Origin of the sequence: Streptomyces sp. NPDC101776 (assembly GCF_044766845.1) — a bacterium.
GTDB lineage: Bacteria > Actinomycetota > Actinomycetes > Streptomycetales > Streptomycetaceae > Streptomyces.
In genome coordinates this window covers 91,338-108,022 of sequence record NZ_JBIWMV010000023.1, presented here as the reverse complement: position 1 = coordinate 108,022, position 16,685 = coordinate 91,338, and the positions used below count along the sequence as shown (strand labels likewise).

General features: G+C 68.2%; 14 protein-coding genes and 1 pseudogene. 10 read left to right on the top strand and 5 right to left on the bottom strand.

The window, feature by feature from the left end:
* Positions 1–31 precede the first annotated feature (31 nt).
* Positions 32–526: a VOC family protein gene (locus ACIRRY_RS43690; protein ID WP_403984493.1), complete on the bottom strand. Its 495-nt coding sequence runs from the start codon at positions 524–526 to the stop codon at positions 32–34.
* A gap of 346 nt (positions 527–872) precedes the next feature.
* Here ACIRRY_RS43690 and ACIRRY_RS43685 point away from each other — a divergent pair.
* Positions 873–1,653: pseudogene (locus ACIRRY_RS43685) on the top strand (efflux RND transporter permease subunit); the annotation flags it as partial.
* 244 nt (positions 1,654–1,897) lie between these two features.
* Here the strand turns inward: ACIRRY_RS43685 and ACIRRY_RS43680 are convergent.
* Together ACIRRY_RS43680 and ACIRRY_RS43675 are read right to left on the bottom strand one after the other, a co-directional pair.
* Entirely contained in the window at positions 1,898–3,502 is a 1,605-nt protein-coding gene (locus ACIRRY_RS43680) for an MDR family MFS transporter (protein WP_403984491.1), read from the bottom strand.
* A 68-nt stretch (positions 3,503–3,570) separates the two neighbouring features.
* Positions 3,571–4,182, bottom strand: a complete 612-nt coding sequence (locus tag ACIRRY_RS43675; protein ID WP_403984489.1) for a TetR family transcriptional regulator — start codon at positions 4,180–4,182, stop codon at positions 3,571–3,573.
* Between the two features lie 1,101 nt (positions 4,183–5,283).
* Here ACIRRY_RS43675 and ACIRRY_RS43670 point away from each other — a divergent pair.
* Positions 5,284–6,246 (top strand): alpha/beta hydrolase, encoded by a 963-nt coding sequence (locus ACIRRY_RS43670; protein ID WP_403984487.1) that lies wholly within the window; start codon positions 5,284–5,286, stop codon positions 6,244–6,246.
* A gap of 624 nt (positions 6,247–6,870) precedes the next feature.
* Here ACIRRY_RS43670 and ACIRRY_RS43665 read toward each other — a convergent pair.
* Positions 6,871–7,782: a PDR/VanB family oxidoreductase gene (locus ACIRRY_RS43665; protein ID WP_403984485.1), complete on the bottom strand. Its 912-nt coding sequence runs from the start codon at positions 7,780–7,782 to the stop codon at positions 6,871–6,873.
* 350 nt (positions 7,783–8,132) lie between these two features.
* The gene (locus tag ACIRRY_RS43660) at positions 8,133–9,584 is read right to left on the bottom strand and encodes a carotenoid oxygenase family protein (protein ID WP_403984483.1); all 1,452 of its coding nucleotides are present in this window, start codon (positions 9,582–9,584) and stop codon (positions 8,133–8,135) included.
* A gap of 253 nt (positions 9,585–9,837) precedes the next feature.
* Here ACIRRY_RS43660 and ACIRRY_RS43655 point away from each other — a divergent pair, with 253 nt between their 5' ends.
* The 8 genes from ACIRRY_RS43655 to ACIRRY_RS43620 all read left to right on the top strand — a co-directional run bounded on the left by ACIRRY_RS43655 (position 9,838) and on the right by ACIRRY_RS43620 (position 16,670).
* Complete coding sequence (locus ACIRRY_RS43655) at positions 9,838–11,067, top strand: aromatic ring-hydroxylating dioxygenase subunit alpha (protein WP_403594883.1); 1,230 nt, start codon at positions 9,838–9,840, stop codon at positions 11,065–11,067.
* Entirely contained in the window at positions 11,067–11,402 is a 336-nt protein-coding gene (locus ACIRRY_RS43650; RefSeq protein WP_403984481.1) for a hypothetical protein, read from the top strand. Before ACIRRY_RS43655 ends, ACIRRY_RS43650 begins: the two co-directional genes overlap by 1 nt.
* Positions 11,403–11,442: 40 nt before the next feature.
* Positions 11,443–12,804, top strand: coding sequence for a Rieske 2Fe-2S domain-containing protein (locus ACIRRY_RS43645; RefSeq protein ID WP_403984479.1), 1,362 nt, complete (start codon positions 11,443–11,445; stop codon positions 12,802–12,804).
* Positions 12,801–14,036: a M24 family metallopeptidase gene (locus ACIRRY_RS43640; protein WP_403984477.1), complete on the top strand. Its 1,236-nt coding sequence runs from the start codon at positions 12,801–12,803 to the stop codon at positions 14,034–14,036. Before ACIRRY_RS43645 ends, ACIRRY_RS43640 begins: the two co-directional genes overlap by 4 nt.
* 19 nt (positions 14,037–14,055) lie before the next feature.
* Positions 14,056–14,286: a hypothetical protein gene (locus ACIRRY_RS43635; protein ID WP_403984475.1), complete on the top strand. Its 231-nt coding sequence runs from the start codon at positions 14,056–14,058 to the stop codon at positions 14,284–14,286.
* 17 nt (positions 14,287–14,303) lie between these two features.
* Positions 14,304–15,698: an aldehyde dehydrogenase family protein gene (locus tag ACIRRY_RS43630; protein WP_403984597.1), complete on the top strand. Its 1,395-nt coding sequence runs from the start codon at positions 14,304–14,306 to the stop codon at positions 15,696–15,698.
* Between the two features lie 186 nt (positions 15,699–15,884).
* The gene (locus ACIRRY_RS43625; protein ID WP_403984473.1) at positions 15,885–16,040 is read left to right on the top strand and encodes a hypothetical protein; all 156 of its coding nucleotides are present in this window, start codon (positions 15,885–15,887) and stop codon (positions 16,038–16,040) included.
* Between the two features lie 75 nt (positions 16,041–16,115).
* A complete protein-coding gene (locus ACIRRY_RS43620) occupies positions 16,116–16,670 on the top strand; it encodes a pyridoxamine 5'-phosphate oxidase family protein (protein ID WP_403984471.1) in 555 nt (184 codons plus the stop codon).
* Positions 16,671–16,685: the final 15 nt, after the last annotated feature.

The window sequence follows — 16,685 nt, the reverse complement described above, 5'->3', positions numbered from 1 at the left end:
TCGGTCGACGGCGGGTGCGGGGCACGGTGGGCTACTGGACCGGCTGGTATGCGGGGCCGCCCTCGGTCAGCAGCCGCTCCACGTCGGCGAGGATCTCGGCGGGGTCCTGGTCGAGGTCGAGCGTCTTGCGGAACGGCTGCCGCACGTCGCGCTCCACCCGCAGGTACACCTCGTTGCGGTTGCCCTCCGGGTCGAAGAAGTAGATGCCGATCGCATTGCCGTGGGTGACCTCCTGCTGCACCTCGATGCCCTCGGCGCGGAACCGGTGGTGGAAGTCGATGACCGTCTCCAGGGAGTCCACCCGCCACGAGACCTGATGGGTGAGCTTGGAGCCGGGCGGAGCTGTGCGGCCGCGCTGGAGGACGAACTCGTGGTGCTCCTCCGCCGGGCGCGCTGAGAGGAAGACGATGCCCATCTCCTCGTCCTCGTCGGTCACCGTCAGGCCCATGACCCGCGTGTAGAAGTCGCGCATCGTGTCGAGGTCGTCGACCCAGAAGCCGGTGTGACCGAGACCCGTGATCGCCATCGCTGTCCCTCTTTTCAGGATCTAAGTTTCGTTTTATAGGACTGTAGGCAGCACCGATGTGCGCGTCAACTCTCTGTGGTGTCACCTGACGTGGCTTGACGTCGTCAACCTTCCTTCTTCCGTCGCCTCTCGATGTCCTGTAAATTGACATCCAATTCTGTCAAGCAGGACATGATCCCGAGACCATCTACCGCGTTCGCGGTAAAGGCCAACGCCACGTTCAGGCGACGAACGAGGGCGGTAGCGGTGCCTACGCTGCAACCATGAGAACCAACGGCCGGAGGGACCGGGTGACGTCACTCGCCCGAGAGGCGGGGCGTGCCCGACTGCGCGAGCCCGCCCTCGTCGCGTCGCCACCGTGACGCAAACCGAGGAGCCCGTCGAGCGGTCACGTGTCGACGCCACCGAGTCCGTCACCGTCTCGGCGACCCCGGTGGGCGACAACACCGGCGCCGCGAGCACAGCGGTGGAGGACGCGGTGAAGAAGGTGAACCTGCCCCTCGGTTGTCTCCTACGAGATGGGCGGTGTCACCTCCAGCCAGAACGACGCCTTCAGCCAGCTCGCCCTGTCGATCGTGGCGGCCATCACCATCGTCTTTCTGGTGCTGGGCGCGGTGTTCCGCAGCATCCGCCAGACCCTGATCCTGCTGGTGTCGATCCCCTTCGCCGCCACGGGTGCCATCGCCTTGCTACGCGCCACCGACACCCCGCTGAGTGTGGCGGCACTGATCGGCCTGCTCATGCTCATCGGCATCGTGGTGACCAACGCCGTCGTGCTGATTGATCTGATCAACCAGTACCGAGCCCGGAGCATGGGCATCGCGGAAGCGGCCCGAGAGGGCGGCAGCCACAGGCTGCGGCCCATCCTGATGACGGCGCTCGCCACCATATGCGCGCTGGCCCCGATGGCGCTCGGCGCCACCGGCTCGGGCGGCTTCATCTCCAAGCCCCTCGCCGTGGTCGTCATCGGCGCACTGTTCAGCTCCACCTTGCTGACGCTCATCCTGATCCCGACCCCCTACACGATGGTCGAGACCCGGCGGGAGCGCCGTGCCGGCCACCGGCCCGTACGGAAGGGGGAGACGGCCCCCGTGGAGGAAGCGTCGGAGCTCCAGCCGCAGACGTGACGGAGAGGGGCCTGACACAGGCCCGTTCCGGATCCGTCACCGTCTGTGGGTGCGGCGGGGAGTGGATGTGGGAATGCGGTCCGCGGAACCGTGGATGCATGGCATGGAAGGCCGGCCCGGTCTTCGCGGTCCCTCGTGGGTCGGAACCGGCGACGGTGCAAGCAGCCCGTCGAGTCTCTGCGTGCCTGTCCTGCGGGGACAGGTGCTTCCGAGACGCGACCGGCCTGCGGATCGACGACTGGCGTCAGGTCAGGGTGGCTGTCCTGTCGCCGTCCTGCGCGGACGGCGGGACGGTCGGCAGGTCGGCGCCTTTGTCCGCGTTGGTGAGGGCGAGTTCCTTCTGCGGGAGGAGGAAGGCGAGGACGCAGCCGATGGCCAACAGGGCCGCCACGTACCCGAAGATCGGTGTCAACGCCTGCTGGTAAGCGTCGATCACGGAGGCCTGGAGCCGTTTTGGCAGCGAGTGCACCAGCGACGGTGTCAGGGAGTCGGTGTCACCCAGGCCGCTGTCGGAACTGCTCGTCAGTCGTGCGGAGAGCTGGTCGGTTAGTCGCTGGGAGAAGGCCGCTCCCACGACCGCCGTGCCGATCGTCGCGCCGATCTCGCGGAAGAAGTTGTTGGAGGCGGTTGCGGTGCCGACCTCACTGGTGGGGAACGCGTTCTGCACGGCCAGGACGAGGTTCTGCATGACAAGGCCGACGCCGGCGCCGAGCAGGAAGGTGTATCCGGAGACCGCAGCCACCGGAGTGTCGACGTCCATCGTGGACAGCAGTACGGCGGTGATGGTCACCAGCAGCGAGCCGATGATCGGGTAGATCTTGTAGCGGCCGGTCCGAGTGATCAGCATTCCGGAGGGAACGGCGGTAGCCGTGAGGCCGATGATCATGGGGAAGAGCAGCAGTCCGGACTCGGTCGCGGAGACGCCGTACACCATCTGCAGGCAGGTGGGCAGATAGGCGACGACCACGAACATCCCGACGCCGACCACGATCAGGCCGATCAGCGTCGCGATGTTGAAGATCCGGCTGCGGAACAGCCACAGCGGGACGATGGGCTCCGCGGCGCGGCTCTGCGAAAAGAAGAACAGGACCCAGGCGACGACGGCGCCGGCGGCCAGACCGAGGACCAATGGGTCCGTCCAGCCGTATGCGTTGCCGCCCCAGTTCGCCACCAGCACCGTCGTGGCGACGGCGAGGACCATCAGGGTGATGCCGAGGTAGTCGACGGTGACCTTGACGGACTTGCGCGGCGTGCGCAGCGCGAAGGCGCCCACCGCGAAGGCGGCGGCCCCCACCGGCAGGTTGAGCCAGAAGCACCACCGCCAGGAGACGCTGTCGGTGAACCAGCCGCCGAGAAGCGGTCCGGCCACCGCGGAGAGGCCGAACACCGCGCCGATCGGCGCCATGAAGCGCGCACGCTCCCGCGGTGGTACGAGCTCGGCGACGATCGCCTGAGAGGTGATCATCAGGCCGCCGCCGCCCAGCCCCTGAACGGCCCGCCCGATGATCAGCATGGTCATGCTGTTCGCGGCTCCGGCGAGTGCCGATCCGGCGATGAAGATACCTATCCCGCCGAGCAGGAGGGTTTTGCGGCCGATCAGATCCCCGAAACGGCCGTATATGGGCATGCCGATCGTGGCGGCCATGATGTAGGCGGTGGTGACCCACGCCATGTGGTCCAGGCCGTGCAGTTCACCGACGACGGTCGGGAGCGCGGTGGAGACGATCGTCTGGTCGAGTGAGGCGAGCAGCATGGTCGTCATCAGACTGGCGAACAGCAGGCCGAATCGCGGCGGCAGGGCAGCGGAGTCAGGTCGTTCTGCCTGCGCGGCGGGGGCGAGGTCGGTCATCAAGCGCTCCAGAGAGGTGATGTCGTGGTGGCGGCCGCGCGGCGAACCCACGAGGGGTCATGCTGGAGTCAGGAGCCGAGGAAGGTGCGCAACAAGGTCATCACGCGCTCCACGTACGGCATCGGGCTGTCGTCCTGGTCCTTGGTGTCGTCGGCCACCCAGCTCTCCATGGCCGTCCTGAGAGCGGTTATCGCCAGAGCGGCGATCAGGCGTGGCGCCTCGTCCTCCGGCCGTTCCCCCGTGCGTGCCGCCACGATGACGACCAGGGACTGCTCGAACTCCGCGAAGCTCGCCAGCATCGCGGCCAGCACGGGCGGGTGCTCGCGGGCCAGTGAGAAGGTGGTGGTGAACTCGTCGCGCTGTGGTGGCTGCTCGGCCATGTCCCGCAGGAGTAGCGCGGTGAGGTCTGCCAGGATCTCGCGGGGGTGCGCGGGCCCCGCGGCGGTGAAGGCCTCGGCGTCCTCGTCCAACAGTTTCGGCGGCGCCTGGACGACGGCCGCCTCCTTGTTCGGGAAGTAGTTGAAGAAGGTTCGATGGGAGACGTCGGCCTCGGTGGTGATCATCTCTACGGTGACCTTGTCGAAGCCGTGTTCCTGCGAGAGTCGCAGCGCGGCGGTCCGGATCTCGAGTCGGGTCTCACGGCGCCTGCGCTCACGCAGTCCTTCTTTCCTACGAGTCATACACCCTATGATTGCAGTCTGTGCATATTTTCTCAATGTGCATGTTTTGCAGAATGTGCATCACGGTGCCCATGGTTCGCGCTCGGTGGTGGCGGGCGCACTCGGCCGGACGAGCACTGCGGGGCAGCGACAGGAAAAGGCGGGCGCCGAGGCACTGTCGACGCGGACCCCGCCCAGTGTCCGGCATCCGGCACGGCGACCGCCTTCCGGTACTTCGTCAACCGCGTGACGCTGATCGCTGACGGCGGAGGAGTTCGCCGTCCGCATCGGCGCCGCCGTGGCGCTGTGCGAACGGCGTGCGCGGAGCCGTCCTGCTCGGCGGTGTGTTCCCGCTTCCGGTGAGGCGGACCCGTCGCTCTTCCCTGCGACCGCAGTGGTCGTCGGCTCTTGTCGGCGCTACGAGGGAAAGTTCCCATTCGGACTCGATCTCGTGCCGCGCGGACAGGGAGTGAGGGGCGGCGACTGGTGGCGGGGGAGCGGCTCTTCGTGGTCAGGGCGGAGGCGCCTCTGCCTGTCGTCCGAGGGCGGTGACGCGACCTGCCCCCGGATCCGGTGATCTTGGTTCCGGCGTCGATGTGTTCCGTGAGGCGGCGGTTCCAGGCCGTCCGGTCCGTCCCGGGGTCATGAACGCCAGGCCTTGACTGGTCGGACCCGCTCCGGTTTGCTTGTCCTGTCTTGCGGAATTACTGTCCGGAAAATCAGGACAGCTGAAGGGCTTGCCGAGGAGGTCATGCACGCATGAGAGATCTTGCGGGCCGGGTCGCGTTCATCACCGGACCGGGCAGTGGCATCGGTCCTTGGTTGGCACGAGCCTGGCGGAAAGAGGAAGAAGGCGGTCCTCACGGACACCCGCGAGCTGCCGGTGCCGACCGAGGCTCTGATGGCTGATCTCCAGAACCAGCCACAGGAGCTCTTTCCGCAACCGTTCTCCGGCCGGACGCCCGACGACGAGTCGGTGTGCCACATGCGGTGTTTGACCGCGCACCCTCTTCCGGAGACCAGGAGCTGGCACGCGCCCAGCAGCATCGACGTGGCCGCCACGGAACACTCGGCGGCCGCAGGCGGGGTGGGGCATCGATGACGACTTCCGGGCCGGGCCAGGTGAGCGGACTTGACGGGACGTCGTTCCGGGCGGAAGCGATCGCGCCCGAAACAGCCGAGTTCAACCGCCGACTTCGCGAGCGACTAAAGGATCTGCCTGATCCCGAGGCGGGCGGCGGCGGCCTTCCCGTGTCTGCCAGGGAGCCATCGGAGCGTGCGCGCACCATCCGGATAGCGGGACTGGGCGGTCACGAACTGGCCCTGCGGGTCATCGCTCCGGACCGCCCCAAGGGTGTCTACCTGCACTTCCACGGCGGCGGTTTCGTCGGAGGCAGCGCGGCGCAGTCGGATCCGGTGATGGAGCGGATCGCGCGCAACACAGACCTCGCCTGCATCGACGTGGACTACCGGCTGGCGCCCACGCACCCGCACCCGGCGGCTTGGGACGACGCCGAATCCGCGGCGATGTGGCTGATCGAGAATGCCCGGTCGGAGTTCGGAACCGATGCGCTCGCGATCGGCGGCGAGTCGGCGGGCGCGACACTCGCTGCCTCCGTCCTGGTCCGGTTGCGCGAACGGCGAGGGTCCACCGGATTCCAGGCGGCGAATCTGATCTTCGGGTGCTTCGACCTCTCGATGACCCCGAGTCAGAAGCTGCTCGGTGCCGACGCGGTACCGATTTCGACGGACATCATCCGAGCGTCCACCTGCGCGGTGGCGCCCCGGAGTGAACAACGTCAGGACCCGGACCTGTCACCTCTGTTCGCGGATCTGCGGGATCTCCCGGCGGCGTTGTTCACCGTAGGCACCCTGGATCCGTTCCTGGACGACTCGTTGTTCATGCATGTCCGCTGGATCGCGGCCGGCAACCACGCCGAGCTGGCTGTCTACCCGGGCGGCACGCATATCTTCACCTCGTTCCCCGTCCCCCTCGCGGATCAGGCGAACGATCGCGTCGATGACTTCCTCCGCCGCGTCGGGCGAGGACCGGCCGAGCCCCCCGCAGGAGGGCTTCCGCGCTGACGGAGTCCCTGTCGACGGGCTCCCGGGCAGCCACTGACGAACGCCATGGCCGAAGTTGAGCGTGGGGGCGGTTCCTGCGCCGCCCGCCGGCTGAACCCGCCTGCCAGGGCATGCGGTACGGCGCGAAGGCGGAAGGTCGGCGACCCGTCGCTCGGCCGGCGGTGGTGGCCGCGGCCGATGAGCGTCAGCAGTCGCGGTTCCCCCGCAGGGACCCTGACCCGGAGGCTGCCCTGGTGCCCGTTTGCAGGCCGCGGTATTCCCGGAAGTCCGGTGGCGATGGCGCTCGCCGCGCGGACGACAGTCGCCCGAAGCGAGACCGGGCCGACGCGTCGACCGGGCACATGCGAGGCACCCGTGGACAACGCCACCACGCCCTCGCCGGCCGCGATGGTCCTGCCGCCGATCTCGATGTCCTGCGTCGCCAGGCGGGCGGCTGTGGACTCGGCGATGGTGACTACACGGACCTGAGCGCTTTCGCAGACGATCTCGTGGGGCAGCTCACCGGCCCGGGTGAAACCTCGGCCGACTCTTGCCGCGCCGCCTGGTTCCGGCGAACAGGAGAGTCTCGCCGCACACCGGAAGTACGGAGCAACGGCGCCTCCATCGACCCGAACCGCACCCACTTCAGAGGTCGAGGGTGAGCCGCGGGGTCCGTGACCGGGAGACGCAGATCATCAGGGACTCACCGGTGGCTCGCTCCTGCGGGGTCAGGATGCTGTCGCGATGCTCGGCATCGCCGGCGAGGAGGCGGGTCTCGCAGGTGCCGCAGATGCCCTCGGTGCAGGAGTGCGCGACATCCACGCCCGCGGCCAGCAAGGCAGCCAGGATCGACTCGTCGGCCGGGACGGGCACGATCCGGCGCGAGCGGGCGAGTTCGACCTCGAAGGCGCTGTCCACGGCATCGTCTGCCACGCGCGCGGTGAAGCGCTCCGTGCGGAGTGAATCCGCGGGGACGAGGTACTCCAGCGCCTCGAGCAGTGGAGCGGGGCCACAGGCGTAGACGACCTCACCCGGGCGCAGGTCCGCGAGGTGCCCCCGCAGATCGAGGATGCCCTCGTGGACGAAGACGCGATCCGGGGGATGACGAGCAGTCAGCTCTTCGGTGAAGGCCATGGAGTTGCGGGAGCGCCCGCCGTAGAGCAGCGTCCATGGAGCCCTGGCGGCGTCCAGCATCGGGAGGATCGGGGTGATGCCGATGCCGCCTGCGATGAACCGGTAGGCAGGTGCTGCTTCGAGGGGAAAGTGGTTGCGGGGGCCTCGGGCCCGTACCGGTGTTCCGGGCCGGAGGATCGTGTGAACGAACTCGGATCCGCCCCGCCCCCCGGGATCCCGCAGGACGGCGATGCGCCACGAGTGTGTGTCTCCGCCGCACAGGGAGTACTGACGCTCCAGACCGGCTGTGAGCACGAGGTCGATGTGGGCGCCGGGTTCCCAGGCCGGCAGCGGACTGTTGTCGTAGGCACGCAGGACCAGGGATACGACGCCGGCCGCCTCCTGGCGGCGGTCGGCGACAACGAGGTCGAGCACATCGGTCATGAAACGGATCCTTCTGGACGGCGTCGACGGCGGAGCGCTTGATCATCACCGCGGTGACGGGACGACGAGAGGTGTGTGATGACCGCGAACCCGAGGCGGAGGCCGGGCTTTCCCTCGCCCGGCTGGGCGCGGGCAGGAGGGAGTGGAGCAGCACAGGACGCCGCGCGGTTGCCACACGGCGGACTGTGGGCCCCGGGCGGGGGCCCGCTTGGACGATTGCGTCGGTCACGGACACGGACACGGACCCGCTGTCCTGGGGCGTGCGGGGAAGCTGCTGCGTGAGCCGAACTCGGGCGGCCGTAGCCCGACGGGGAGCGTTCGCCCCCCGTCGGGCACTGGCTTGCCGCGCCTCAGACGGCGTCGCGGGCGGCGCCGAGAGCGGCGTCGAGTTCCACGGCATCCGACCAGCTGCCGTGGAATCCCAAGGGGACACGATGGTTCAGCTTGATCCGGGCGACAGGGACGGCCGTGAAGTCCTGCGCCTCCTGAACGACGACCTCGCTGCGGTCGGTGGCCGCGTCCCACCAGATCGACAGCAACCAGCCGTCGTCCTCGGCCGTGGCACCTGGGCGGGGCACGAACTGGGGCTCGCTGGGCGACGTCAGTGAACCGCCGAGTGTCTGCATCGACGTGTCACCCGTGAGGTAGTCGTGCTTGGCCAGGCCATCGGTGAACCAGTCACCGGCTCCCCGTGTGGTGGCGTAGTAGCCGTACCGGTGGGACAGGCCGGTCCGTTGCTCGTTGATCTGGGGGAACTCGCCGAGCAGATCGGTGACCTGACTGTCTTTCACCGTCCGGGTCGCGAGGTTGAGCTCCCAGCGCCAGGGCGTGGAGACCATCTTCGTGAACCAGTGGTTCCAGTCCCCGCCCGGCGGCGGTGACTCCAACTCCTCTGGGGTGGGGCCGAAGCGGTCGACGCGGTGCCCGTCGATGACGATCCTGGTGCCGTCCTGGTAGGCGTTCAGGAAGTGGGTCGGAGCGAAGGCGTCGGGCGCCTCGATCCAGTGGACCTCCCCGGTCCGGCGGTGCAGGACAGCCCAGCGGCACGTCTCCAACGTCTCGAGTTCCCAGACCGTCGACGGCCGTCCCGCGAGGATGTCCTCGATACGCACCATCGACGGATTGACCAGGAAGATCGCGTAGTCGGCGGTGACGACGTAGTCGTGGGTGAAGGTGGGAACGCCCAGATCGAGGGTGTGACGGTCGAGGACCTTCCCGTGGCGGTCGGCCCGGTACCACGTGACCGTGCCGTCGATGTTGCCGAAAAAGAGGAGGTCGCCGTTGGTTGGATCGACCTTGGGGTGAGCGGTCGTGGGTCCGACGACGGCACCGTTGAAGTCATAGCGCTGGTTGACCGTCTCCAGCGTGTCCGGCCGCAGCTCGTGCGGAACATCCGCCTCACAGAAGGCCAGCAGACGGTTGTCGTAGAGGGTCACGCTCGTGTTGGCGGGGTTCTTCGGGAAGGTGTCGGCCGGCAGCGGCTTCTCCCTGCCGTTCATGAAGCCGCTGAAGATCGCCCGTCCCTGCTGCTTCTCCAGCTGAAGGCCTGCAGTCTCCACATACCGGTTGCGATAGGTCGCCCTGCCGTCGCGCAGGAAGACCGCGTGGACCATGCCGTCGCCCTCGAACCAGTGATACCGGCTCGGGTCCTCCGGGCCGTAGAACTGGCTGGGGCCGATGCGGTACAAGGCGCCGTTCAGCTCGTCCGGCAGTCGTCCCTCGATCTCCAGATCGAAGGCTTCGCCCTGCTCACGCCAGGGCGCGTAAGGCCCGTTGAGAAACATGTTCGCGGGATCCCACATGGACACCCCTCCTTACCGAGAAACGGATAGTGTCCTGATATTCAGGATTTCAATCTACTAGTTGGGACGGTAAGGGGACCGTATAGCCGTAGCTTGAGGGGGTCAAGCGTCGTGCAGGTGAAAGGGTCCAGGTGGAGCGAGGTCGACATCTGCGCAGGTGTGAGCCGATTCGACGCCCGTCTATTGTCAATCGCCGCTTTTTGGGCCTACGGTCCTTGATAACAGGACTATCGTCCTAACTTATGGAGCCCTTATGGCTGATGCCGCTGTCCATGCTGCTTCCGCGCCCCCCGGCGGGGCCCCGCCGCCCCACCCGTTCGCCGGCCTGCGGGATGTCGTGTCCGTCAAGGACAAACTGACGCAGGAGTACCACGACGCCGTCGTCGAGAAGGTCTTCCGCCCGTCGTGGTTCCTCGTCGGAAACGTCAACGACCTTCCGGAGCAGGGTGGTTACTTCGTCCTGGACGTGCCCACCTTCAACATCTCGGTACTCATCCAGCGTGGCCGGGACGGGGAGGTGCGCGCGTTCCACAACGTGTGCCGCCACCGTGGCAAGAAGGTGGTCCCCACCGCCTGCGGTTTCGCCGAGGGGACGGCGTCGGCGCACACATGCTGGTTCCACGGCTGGTCCTACACCGGCGAGGGAACCCTGCGCTCGGTCCCGGACGAGCAGCAGTTCCGCTCCGTCGACAAGTCCCGCCTCGGGCTGGTCCCGATTCACAGCGAGGTCCGGTACGGGCTGATCTACGCCAACTTCAGCGACCACCCCGAGCCGCTCGACGACTGGCTGGGGGAACTCGCCGACGGCTTCGACGGCTACTACAGCGAGATGGAGAAGATCAGCACCTTCTCCATCGACGTCCGGGCCAACTGGAACATCGCCATGGACTCCTTCTCGGAGGGATACCACACCGTCTTCCTGCACCGGCGTACGCAGCCGAAGCTGGCGGGCAAGAGCAACCCGATGCGGCACAAGCCCATGATCGACATGTACGAGCGCCACATCCGCACCAGCACCCCGGCCAACCCCGACTATGTCAGCCCGCCCGTCGAGGAAGCCCTGTACGCCCTCGGACGCAAGCTCACCCCGGCGGTCGAGACCGACTTCTCCATGCTCCCGCCGGCGGTCAACCGGACCCGCCACCGCCCGTGGTTCTTCGACATCGTGTGGCAGTTCCCCAACGTGGCCATCCTCAACGGCTCGCACTGGTACAGCGTCGTCACGGTCTGGCCGATCGACCGCAACCACACCCGCCTGATCTTCGACAGTTACGCCCGCAAGGCCCGGCACGCCGGCGACCGCCTGGCCCAGGCGTACACGCGGGCCCTGCAGTACACGGTGGCCCGGGAGGACCTGGCCGCCATGGAGGACGTGCAGCGCGGCCTCGAGTCGGGCGCCATCGGCGACGTCTACCTCTCCCTGCAGGAGTTCGCGCTCCAGCACCGCTACGGACTCGTCGACGAGCTGATCGGAGCCAAGTAATGGAAATACCCGCTCATTTCGCAGACCTGGAACGCTTCGTGGACCGCTGGCGCCTGCGCAACTCGTCGGAGCGGATGGCGGCCATGGCCGCCGCCGACATCGAGGAGCTGCGCGAGCTGTGCGCCGCCATGCTCCCCCGCATCGAGGCCGTCGTCACCCATCTGAACCTCTTTCCTGTCGACGACATGCCGCCGCGGGAGCAGGCCCTCTACGAGCTGGCCCTGACCTTCGCCGAGGTCAGCCACCCGGTCGACCTCGGCTGGGCCACACCGGAGGTCAGCGACCTGTTCCCGAACGACCGGATGAACCTCGTCGGGCCGGCCCTCGCATGGTGAGCACGCGAACCACCGCTTCCGCACAGAAAGGGACCGTTTCATGACTGACCCCTTCGCCAAGCTCACGCAGGTCGGCCCCGGCAGTCCGACCGGAGAGTTCTTCCGCCAGTTCTGGCTGCCGATCGCCAGATCCGACGAGTTCGAGGCCGACGGCGCCCCGATCCGCCTGATGGCCCTGGGTGAGCGACTCGTCGGCTTCCGCGACAGCGACGGCCGGATGGGCATCTTCGACCACCGCTGCCCCCACCGCTGCGCGTCGCTGTTCTTCGGCCGCAACGAAGAGGGCGGCCTGCGCTGCTCCTACCACGGCTGGAAGTTCGACGTGGAAGGCCGCTGCACCGACGTCCCGAGCATCGCCGGAGGAGGCGCCCCCACCCGGGTACGGGCCAAGGCCTACTCGGTGCGGGAACGCAACGGTCTCGTCTGGATCTACATGGGCTCGCGCGAGGCCCCGCCGCCGCTGCCCGAGATCGGCGTGGTCGCCGGCGACGAGGAGCTGGAAATCCAGATGTGGCTACGTGAGTGCAACTGGCTGCAAGGTATGGAGGGCGACATCGACGCGTCCCACCTCGCCTTCCTCCACCACGGCGGCCACGACCCCGAGGAGGCGGGCGAGCACTTCATCATGAAGTGGCTCACCACGGGCAGGGCCGTCGAGACCAAGGTCGTCAACACCGTCTGGGGCACCATGGAGGGCCACCGCAGGCCCGACAGTTTCACCCCCGACTACCGGCACTACACCCAACAGGTACTGCCGTCCACCACCGTCCCGGGTCAGAACCTCTTCGAAGCGGAAGAGCCCCTCGTACGGTTCTGGCTACCGATGGACGACACCCACTCCATGATCTTCCAGGTCAGCCGGAAACAGGGGCTCGTGGACGGCAAGTCGGTCTTCCTGGGCCCCTTGGAGAAGCTGCCGGGCGTCGTGGTGCGGATGGCCGACCTGCTCCAGCCCAACAGCGACGACTGGTACGGCAGGTGGCGGCTCACCCCGTCCGAGGAGAACGACTACTTCCTCGACCGGGACGCCCAGGCGAAGGGCAACTACTCCGGAGTCGAGGGCATCCAGATCCAGGACAAGATGATCACGGAGAGCATGGGAGCGGTCGTGGACCGGAGTTTCGAGCACCTGTCCGCCTCGGATCTGATGATCAGCAGGACCCGGCGGCGCCTCCTCAAGGCCGTCGACGCGTACGCCGCGACCGGGGAGCTTCCGGTGACCGTGGACAACCCCGGGCTCACCCGCGGCATCATGGCCGGCGGTGGTCACGTGCCCGAGGGCACCGACTGGCTGCAGTACTACCGGGACGTGGCCGAGGCGGCGGGCGCCGATCCGAGGATCCTGGAGAACGACCGCGCCGACGCCGCTGTCGGGGAGTCGACGCAGGGGGCAGGGGCATGACCGCGAAGAACTATCCCGTTCTCCCCTTCACCGCCCGCGAACTGCGCTGGCAGCGCACCCGCGCCTTCATGCAGGACAAGGACCTCGACTGTCTGCTCGTCTTCGGCCTCAAGGGCCGTGAACGGTACGAGGGTTACCTCGCCAACGAGGTCCTCGACGGCGTGATCGTGTTCTTCGCCGACCGCGACCCCATCCATCTCACCTGGACGCACCACCGTTACACCCGCCGCCTGGCCGCGAACATGCGGGACGTGCACTTCTGGATCGACGACGTACGCGTCGGTCCGTTCGGCCGCGGGGTCGTCCAGGCGCTCACCGAATACGGAAAGACGTCGAGCCGGGTCGGCGTGGTCGGTCTGACCGGAAGCTCGGCAGGTGAACTGGAGGGCCTTGTCACCCACATGATGTGGGACTACGTCCTGAAGAACCTGCCCGAGGCCGAGTTCACCGACGTCTCCCTCGACTTCGCCCAGACGATGCTGCCCAAGACCCCGCAGGAACTGGAACTCGTACGCTTCTCCGCCCAGGCGGCGGAGGAAGCGTGCCGGACCATGCTGGAGATCACCCGGCCGGGGATCCGCGAGGCAGAGATCTACGCGGCGGTCGTGGAAGTGCTGCACCGCAACTCGTGCGTCACCACCTACCCGCACGTCATCGTGAGCGTCGGCGCCGACGATCCCGGCTGGGCGCCGCCCTACTGGACCTATGCCGGCGGCCCCTCCCGGACGGTGCAGCCCGGCGACCTGGTCCAGGCCGAGATCATGTCCTGCTACGGGGGATTCGAGACGCAGGTCCAGATGGCCGTCGCCGTCGAACCGGTGCCGAAGGTGCTGCACACGCTCCACGACGTCGCCCGCGACTGCTACGACGCCGGCCTTCGGGCCCTGCGCCCGGGAGCCGGCTTCCTCGACGTGGCCCGGGCCATGAGCGAGCCCCTTCTCAAGGCCGGCCACTACAACATGACACCCCTCGTGCACACCCTCGCCCCCGCGGCCTTCGTCGGACACATCGCCCTGAACGCCGAGCAGATCCCCGGCCAGGACACCCGCCGTGTCTTCCGCACCATCGAGCCGAATTGGGACCTGGAACTCGTCCCCGGCATGGCCTTCGCCTTCGAGCCCAACGCCTGCACCGGACAGCACCGCGTCAACATCGGCGGCACCGTCGTCGTCGGCGAGAGCGGGCCTGACGAGCTCAACGTCACCCCCTGTCGCATGCACATGGTGTCCTGACGGACCAGGAGCGATTCCGATGTCGCAACTGCCCGAAAGCTCCGGGCCCCACGGCCCGTCAACCTCCTCCTCCGCGAGCACGCCGACCATCGGCCCGAAGGCGGCGCGGCGCGTCGCAGTGGCCCGTGCGATCGGCATCACCGTCCGGACCGCGACCGCCCTGGCGGTACTCGCCGCCCTCGCCGTCGCCGCCATGCTTCTCACACCCCGGACGGCACCGGCCGCCACCGCCCTCCAGGAGACCCCGTGACCCAGTACCTCCAACCCATGACCGTGAACGGCAAGGACGTCCACGCCGGCGACACCTTCGACGTGCACAACCCCGCCACCGGCCGGGTCTTCGCCCAGGCCCCCGACTGCTCGCCCGCCGGGCTGGACGAGGCGTTGCAAGCGGCCGCGACTGCCTTCCCGCTCTGGAGCGCAGACATCGCAACCCGCCGCGCGGCGCTGCTCGCGGCGGCCGAACGGATCGAGGAAAGCGCCGAGGACCTCGCGCTCCTGCTCACCCTGGAGCAGGGCAAGCCTCTGCCCGACGCCCGGTTCGAGGTCCAGCTGACCGCGCTGAGCCTGCGTGTCACGGCCACGCTCGACGTGCCGCACGAGGTCACCCGGGACGACGACAGGGAACGGATCGAGGTGCTGCACCCACCCATGGGCGTGGTGGCGGTGATCACCCCGTGGAACTTCCCGCTGGCCCTCGCCGCCCTGAAATGCGGGCCGGCCCTGCTGGCGGGCAACACCGTGGTGCTGAAGCCCTCTCCGTTCACGCCGCTGTCGACCCTCGCGCTCGGAGTCGCTCTGCGCGAGGTGCTGCCGCCGGGCGTGCTGAACGTCATCAGCGGCCAGGACCCCCTGGGCGCACGGCTCGCCGAACACCCCGTGCCCCGCAAGGTGTCGTTCACCGGCTCCGTCGCCACCGGCAAGCGTGTGGCGGCGGCGGTCGCGCCCGATCTCAAGCGCCTCACCCTGGAGCTGGGCGGCAATGACGCGGCCGTCCTCCTCGACGACGTCGACCTCGATGCCCACGCCGAGAGCCTGTTCTGGGCCGCGTTCGTCAACTGCGGGCAGCTGTGCGCGGCGATGAAGCGTCTCTACGTGCCGCGCTCCCGGTACACCGAGGTGGTCGACGGCCTGGCGGACCGGGCGCGGGCCCTGAAGGTGGGCGACGGCATGCTGCCCGACATCCAGTTGGGGCCGCTGGCGACCGCGCCGCAGTTCGCCCGTGTCCAGGAACTGGTGGAGGAGGCTCTGGCGGGCGGCGCCGACGCGGCCGCCGGCGGCCGACGCCTCGACGGTGACGGCTACTTCTTCGCGCCGACCATCCTGAGGGACCTCGAGGATGGCGTGCGCATCGTCGACGAGGAGCAGTTCGGCCCTGTCCTGCCGGTGATCCCCTACGACGACGTCGAGGAAGCCCTGGCCCGGGCCAACGGCACCCGGTACGGGCTCAACGGCTCGGTGTGGGGTGCGGACCCGGAGCGCGCCGCGGCGCTCGCGGCCCGCCTGGAGTGCGGCACGTCCTGGGTCAACGCACACGCCGTACCGACCCCGGGCGTGCCGATGGGCGGGCACAAGTGGAGCGGGCTGGGTGTGGAGAACGGACTGGCCGGTCTGCTGTCGTTCACGGAGACCAAGGTGCTGCACATCGTGCGCGGCAGATGAGCGGGAAGCGGGCCACGGTCTGCTGGGCGCGCGTCTGCCACAGCACTCGTGATCCGACGTGCCGCGCCGGCTGACAGTTTCGGGCCATTTCATCAGGGACACCGTCTCCGCAGTCCGGTGAGCCTCAGGTCGGCGGCAAAGACGCCCGAGTCCGTCATCAGCACCGCGCCGCAACGTGGCGGGGCCATGACCGCGAGGGTGGTCACCTCCGCCTCCGCCGTCGCCCACGACAGCCGCCACGAACTCGGCACCGGGCCCGGTGAGGGCTGCACCTTCGGGCTCCTCCTGCCGTATGAGACCGACACCGTCGCGGGAGAGCCGGCGGGACAGCGGGACGCTTGACGCGCCCGGACATTAGTGACAACACTGTAGCCGAAACGTGTGCTCATACGCGCCAAGAGCGGGAGACGACGAGCGATGCTGCTACCCCTTGCCTCGGAGCCGTACACGGCCCCCAGTGACCGCGACATGCTCCCGTCGGAGCGACGGGAGTTCGTGCGAACGCACCGTACATGCGTCTTCGGCCATCGTCGGCGGCACGACGGTCCGGCCATGTCGGTCGTTTACTACGTCCCCACTGACGACGACGAATTGCTCGTGTCGACCATGGCCGGACGCGGCAAGGGGCGCGTCGTCCAACGTGACGGCAAGGTCGGCCTCTGCGTCCTCGACGAGCGTTGGCCCTTCACCTATCTGCAGGTGTACGCGGACGCGGTGATCGAACGGGACCGCGACTTCGTGATCGACGTCATGATGGCGGTGGGCGGCCGGATGTCGGGACAGGCGCTGGGCGACGAGGCCCGGCCGTTCGTCGAAGCCATGGCCGACCAGGAGGACCGGGTCGTCATCCGCTGCCGGCCTTACGCCACGTTCGCCAGTCCGCCGCGCCACCTACAGAGCAATGATCAGGAGGAGAAAATCTCCCACTGGTTGTCGGGCGGGGTGCCGTGGGATGCGGCGGACCCCGGGTGACGGTGCGGCTGCGGT

What these genes read in the sequence shown, in the direction of transcription:
- ACIRRY_RS43690 (WP_403984493.1), bottom strand. Translation starts at nt 526, where the DNA reads ATGGCGATCACGGGTCTCGGTCACACCGGCTTCTGGGTCGACGACCTC.
- ACIRRY_RS43680 (WP_403984491.1), bottom strand. Translation starts at nt 3,502, where the DNA reads ATGACCGACCTCGCCCCCGCCGCGCAGGCAGAACGACCTGACTCCGCT.
- ACIRRY_RS43675 (WP_403984489.1), bottom strand. Translation starts at nt 4,182, where the DNA reads ATGACTCGTAGGAAAGAAGGACTGCGTGAGCGCAGGCGCCGTGAGACC.
- ACIRRY_RS43665 (WP_403984485.1), bottom strand. Translation starts at nt 7,782, where the DNA reads ATGACCGATGTGCTCGACCTCGTTGTCGCCGACCGCCGCCAGGAGGCG.
- ACIRRY_RS43660 (WP_403984483.1), bottom strand. Translation starts at nt 9,584, where the DNA reads ATGTGGGATCCCGCGAACATGTTTCTCAACGGGCCTTACGCGCCCTGG.
- ACIRRY_RS43655 (WP_403594883.1), top strand. Translation starts at nt 9,838, where the DNA reads ATGGCTGATGCCGCTGTCCATGCTGCTTCCGCGCCCCCCGGCGGGGCC.
- ACIRRY_RS43650 (WP_403984481.1), top strand. Translation starts at nt 11,067, where the DNA reads ATGGAAATACCCGCTCATTTCGCAGACCTGGAACGCTTCGTGGACCGC.
- ACIRRY_RS43645 (WP_403984479.1), top strand. Translation starts at nt 11,443, where the DNA reads ATGACTGACCCCTTCGCCAAGCTCACGCAGGTCGGCCCCGGCAGTCCG.
- ACIRRY_RS43640 (WP_403984477.1), top strand. Translation starts at nt 12,801, where the DNA reads ATGACCGCGAAGAACTATCCCGTTCTCCCCTTCACCGCCCGCGAACTG.
- ACIRRY_RS43635 (WP_403984475.1), top strand. Translation starts at nt 14,056, where the DNA reads ATGTCGCAACTGCCCGAAAGCTCCGGGCCCCACGGCCCGTCAACCTCC.
- ACIRRY_RS43630 (WP_403984597.1), top strand. Translation starts at nt 14,304, where the DNA reads ATGACCGTGAACGGCAAGGACGTCCACGCCGGCGACACCTTCGACGTG.
- ACIRRY_RS43625 (WP_403984473.1), top strand. Translation starts at nt 15,885, where the DNA reads ATGACCGCGAGGGTGGTCACCTCCGCCTCCGCCGTCGCCCACGACAGC.
- ACIRRY_RS43620 (WP_403984471.1), top strand. Translation starts at nt 16,116, where the DNA reads ATGCTGCTACCCCTTGCCTCGGAGCCGTACACGGCCCCCAGTGACCGC.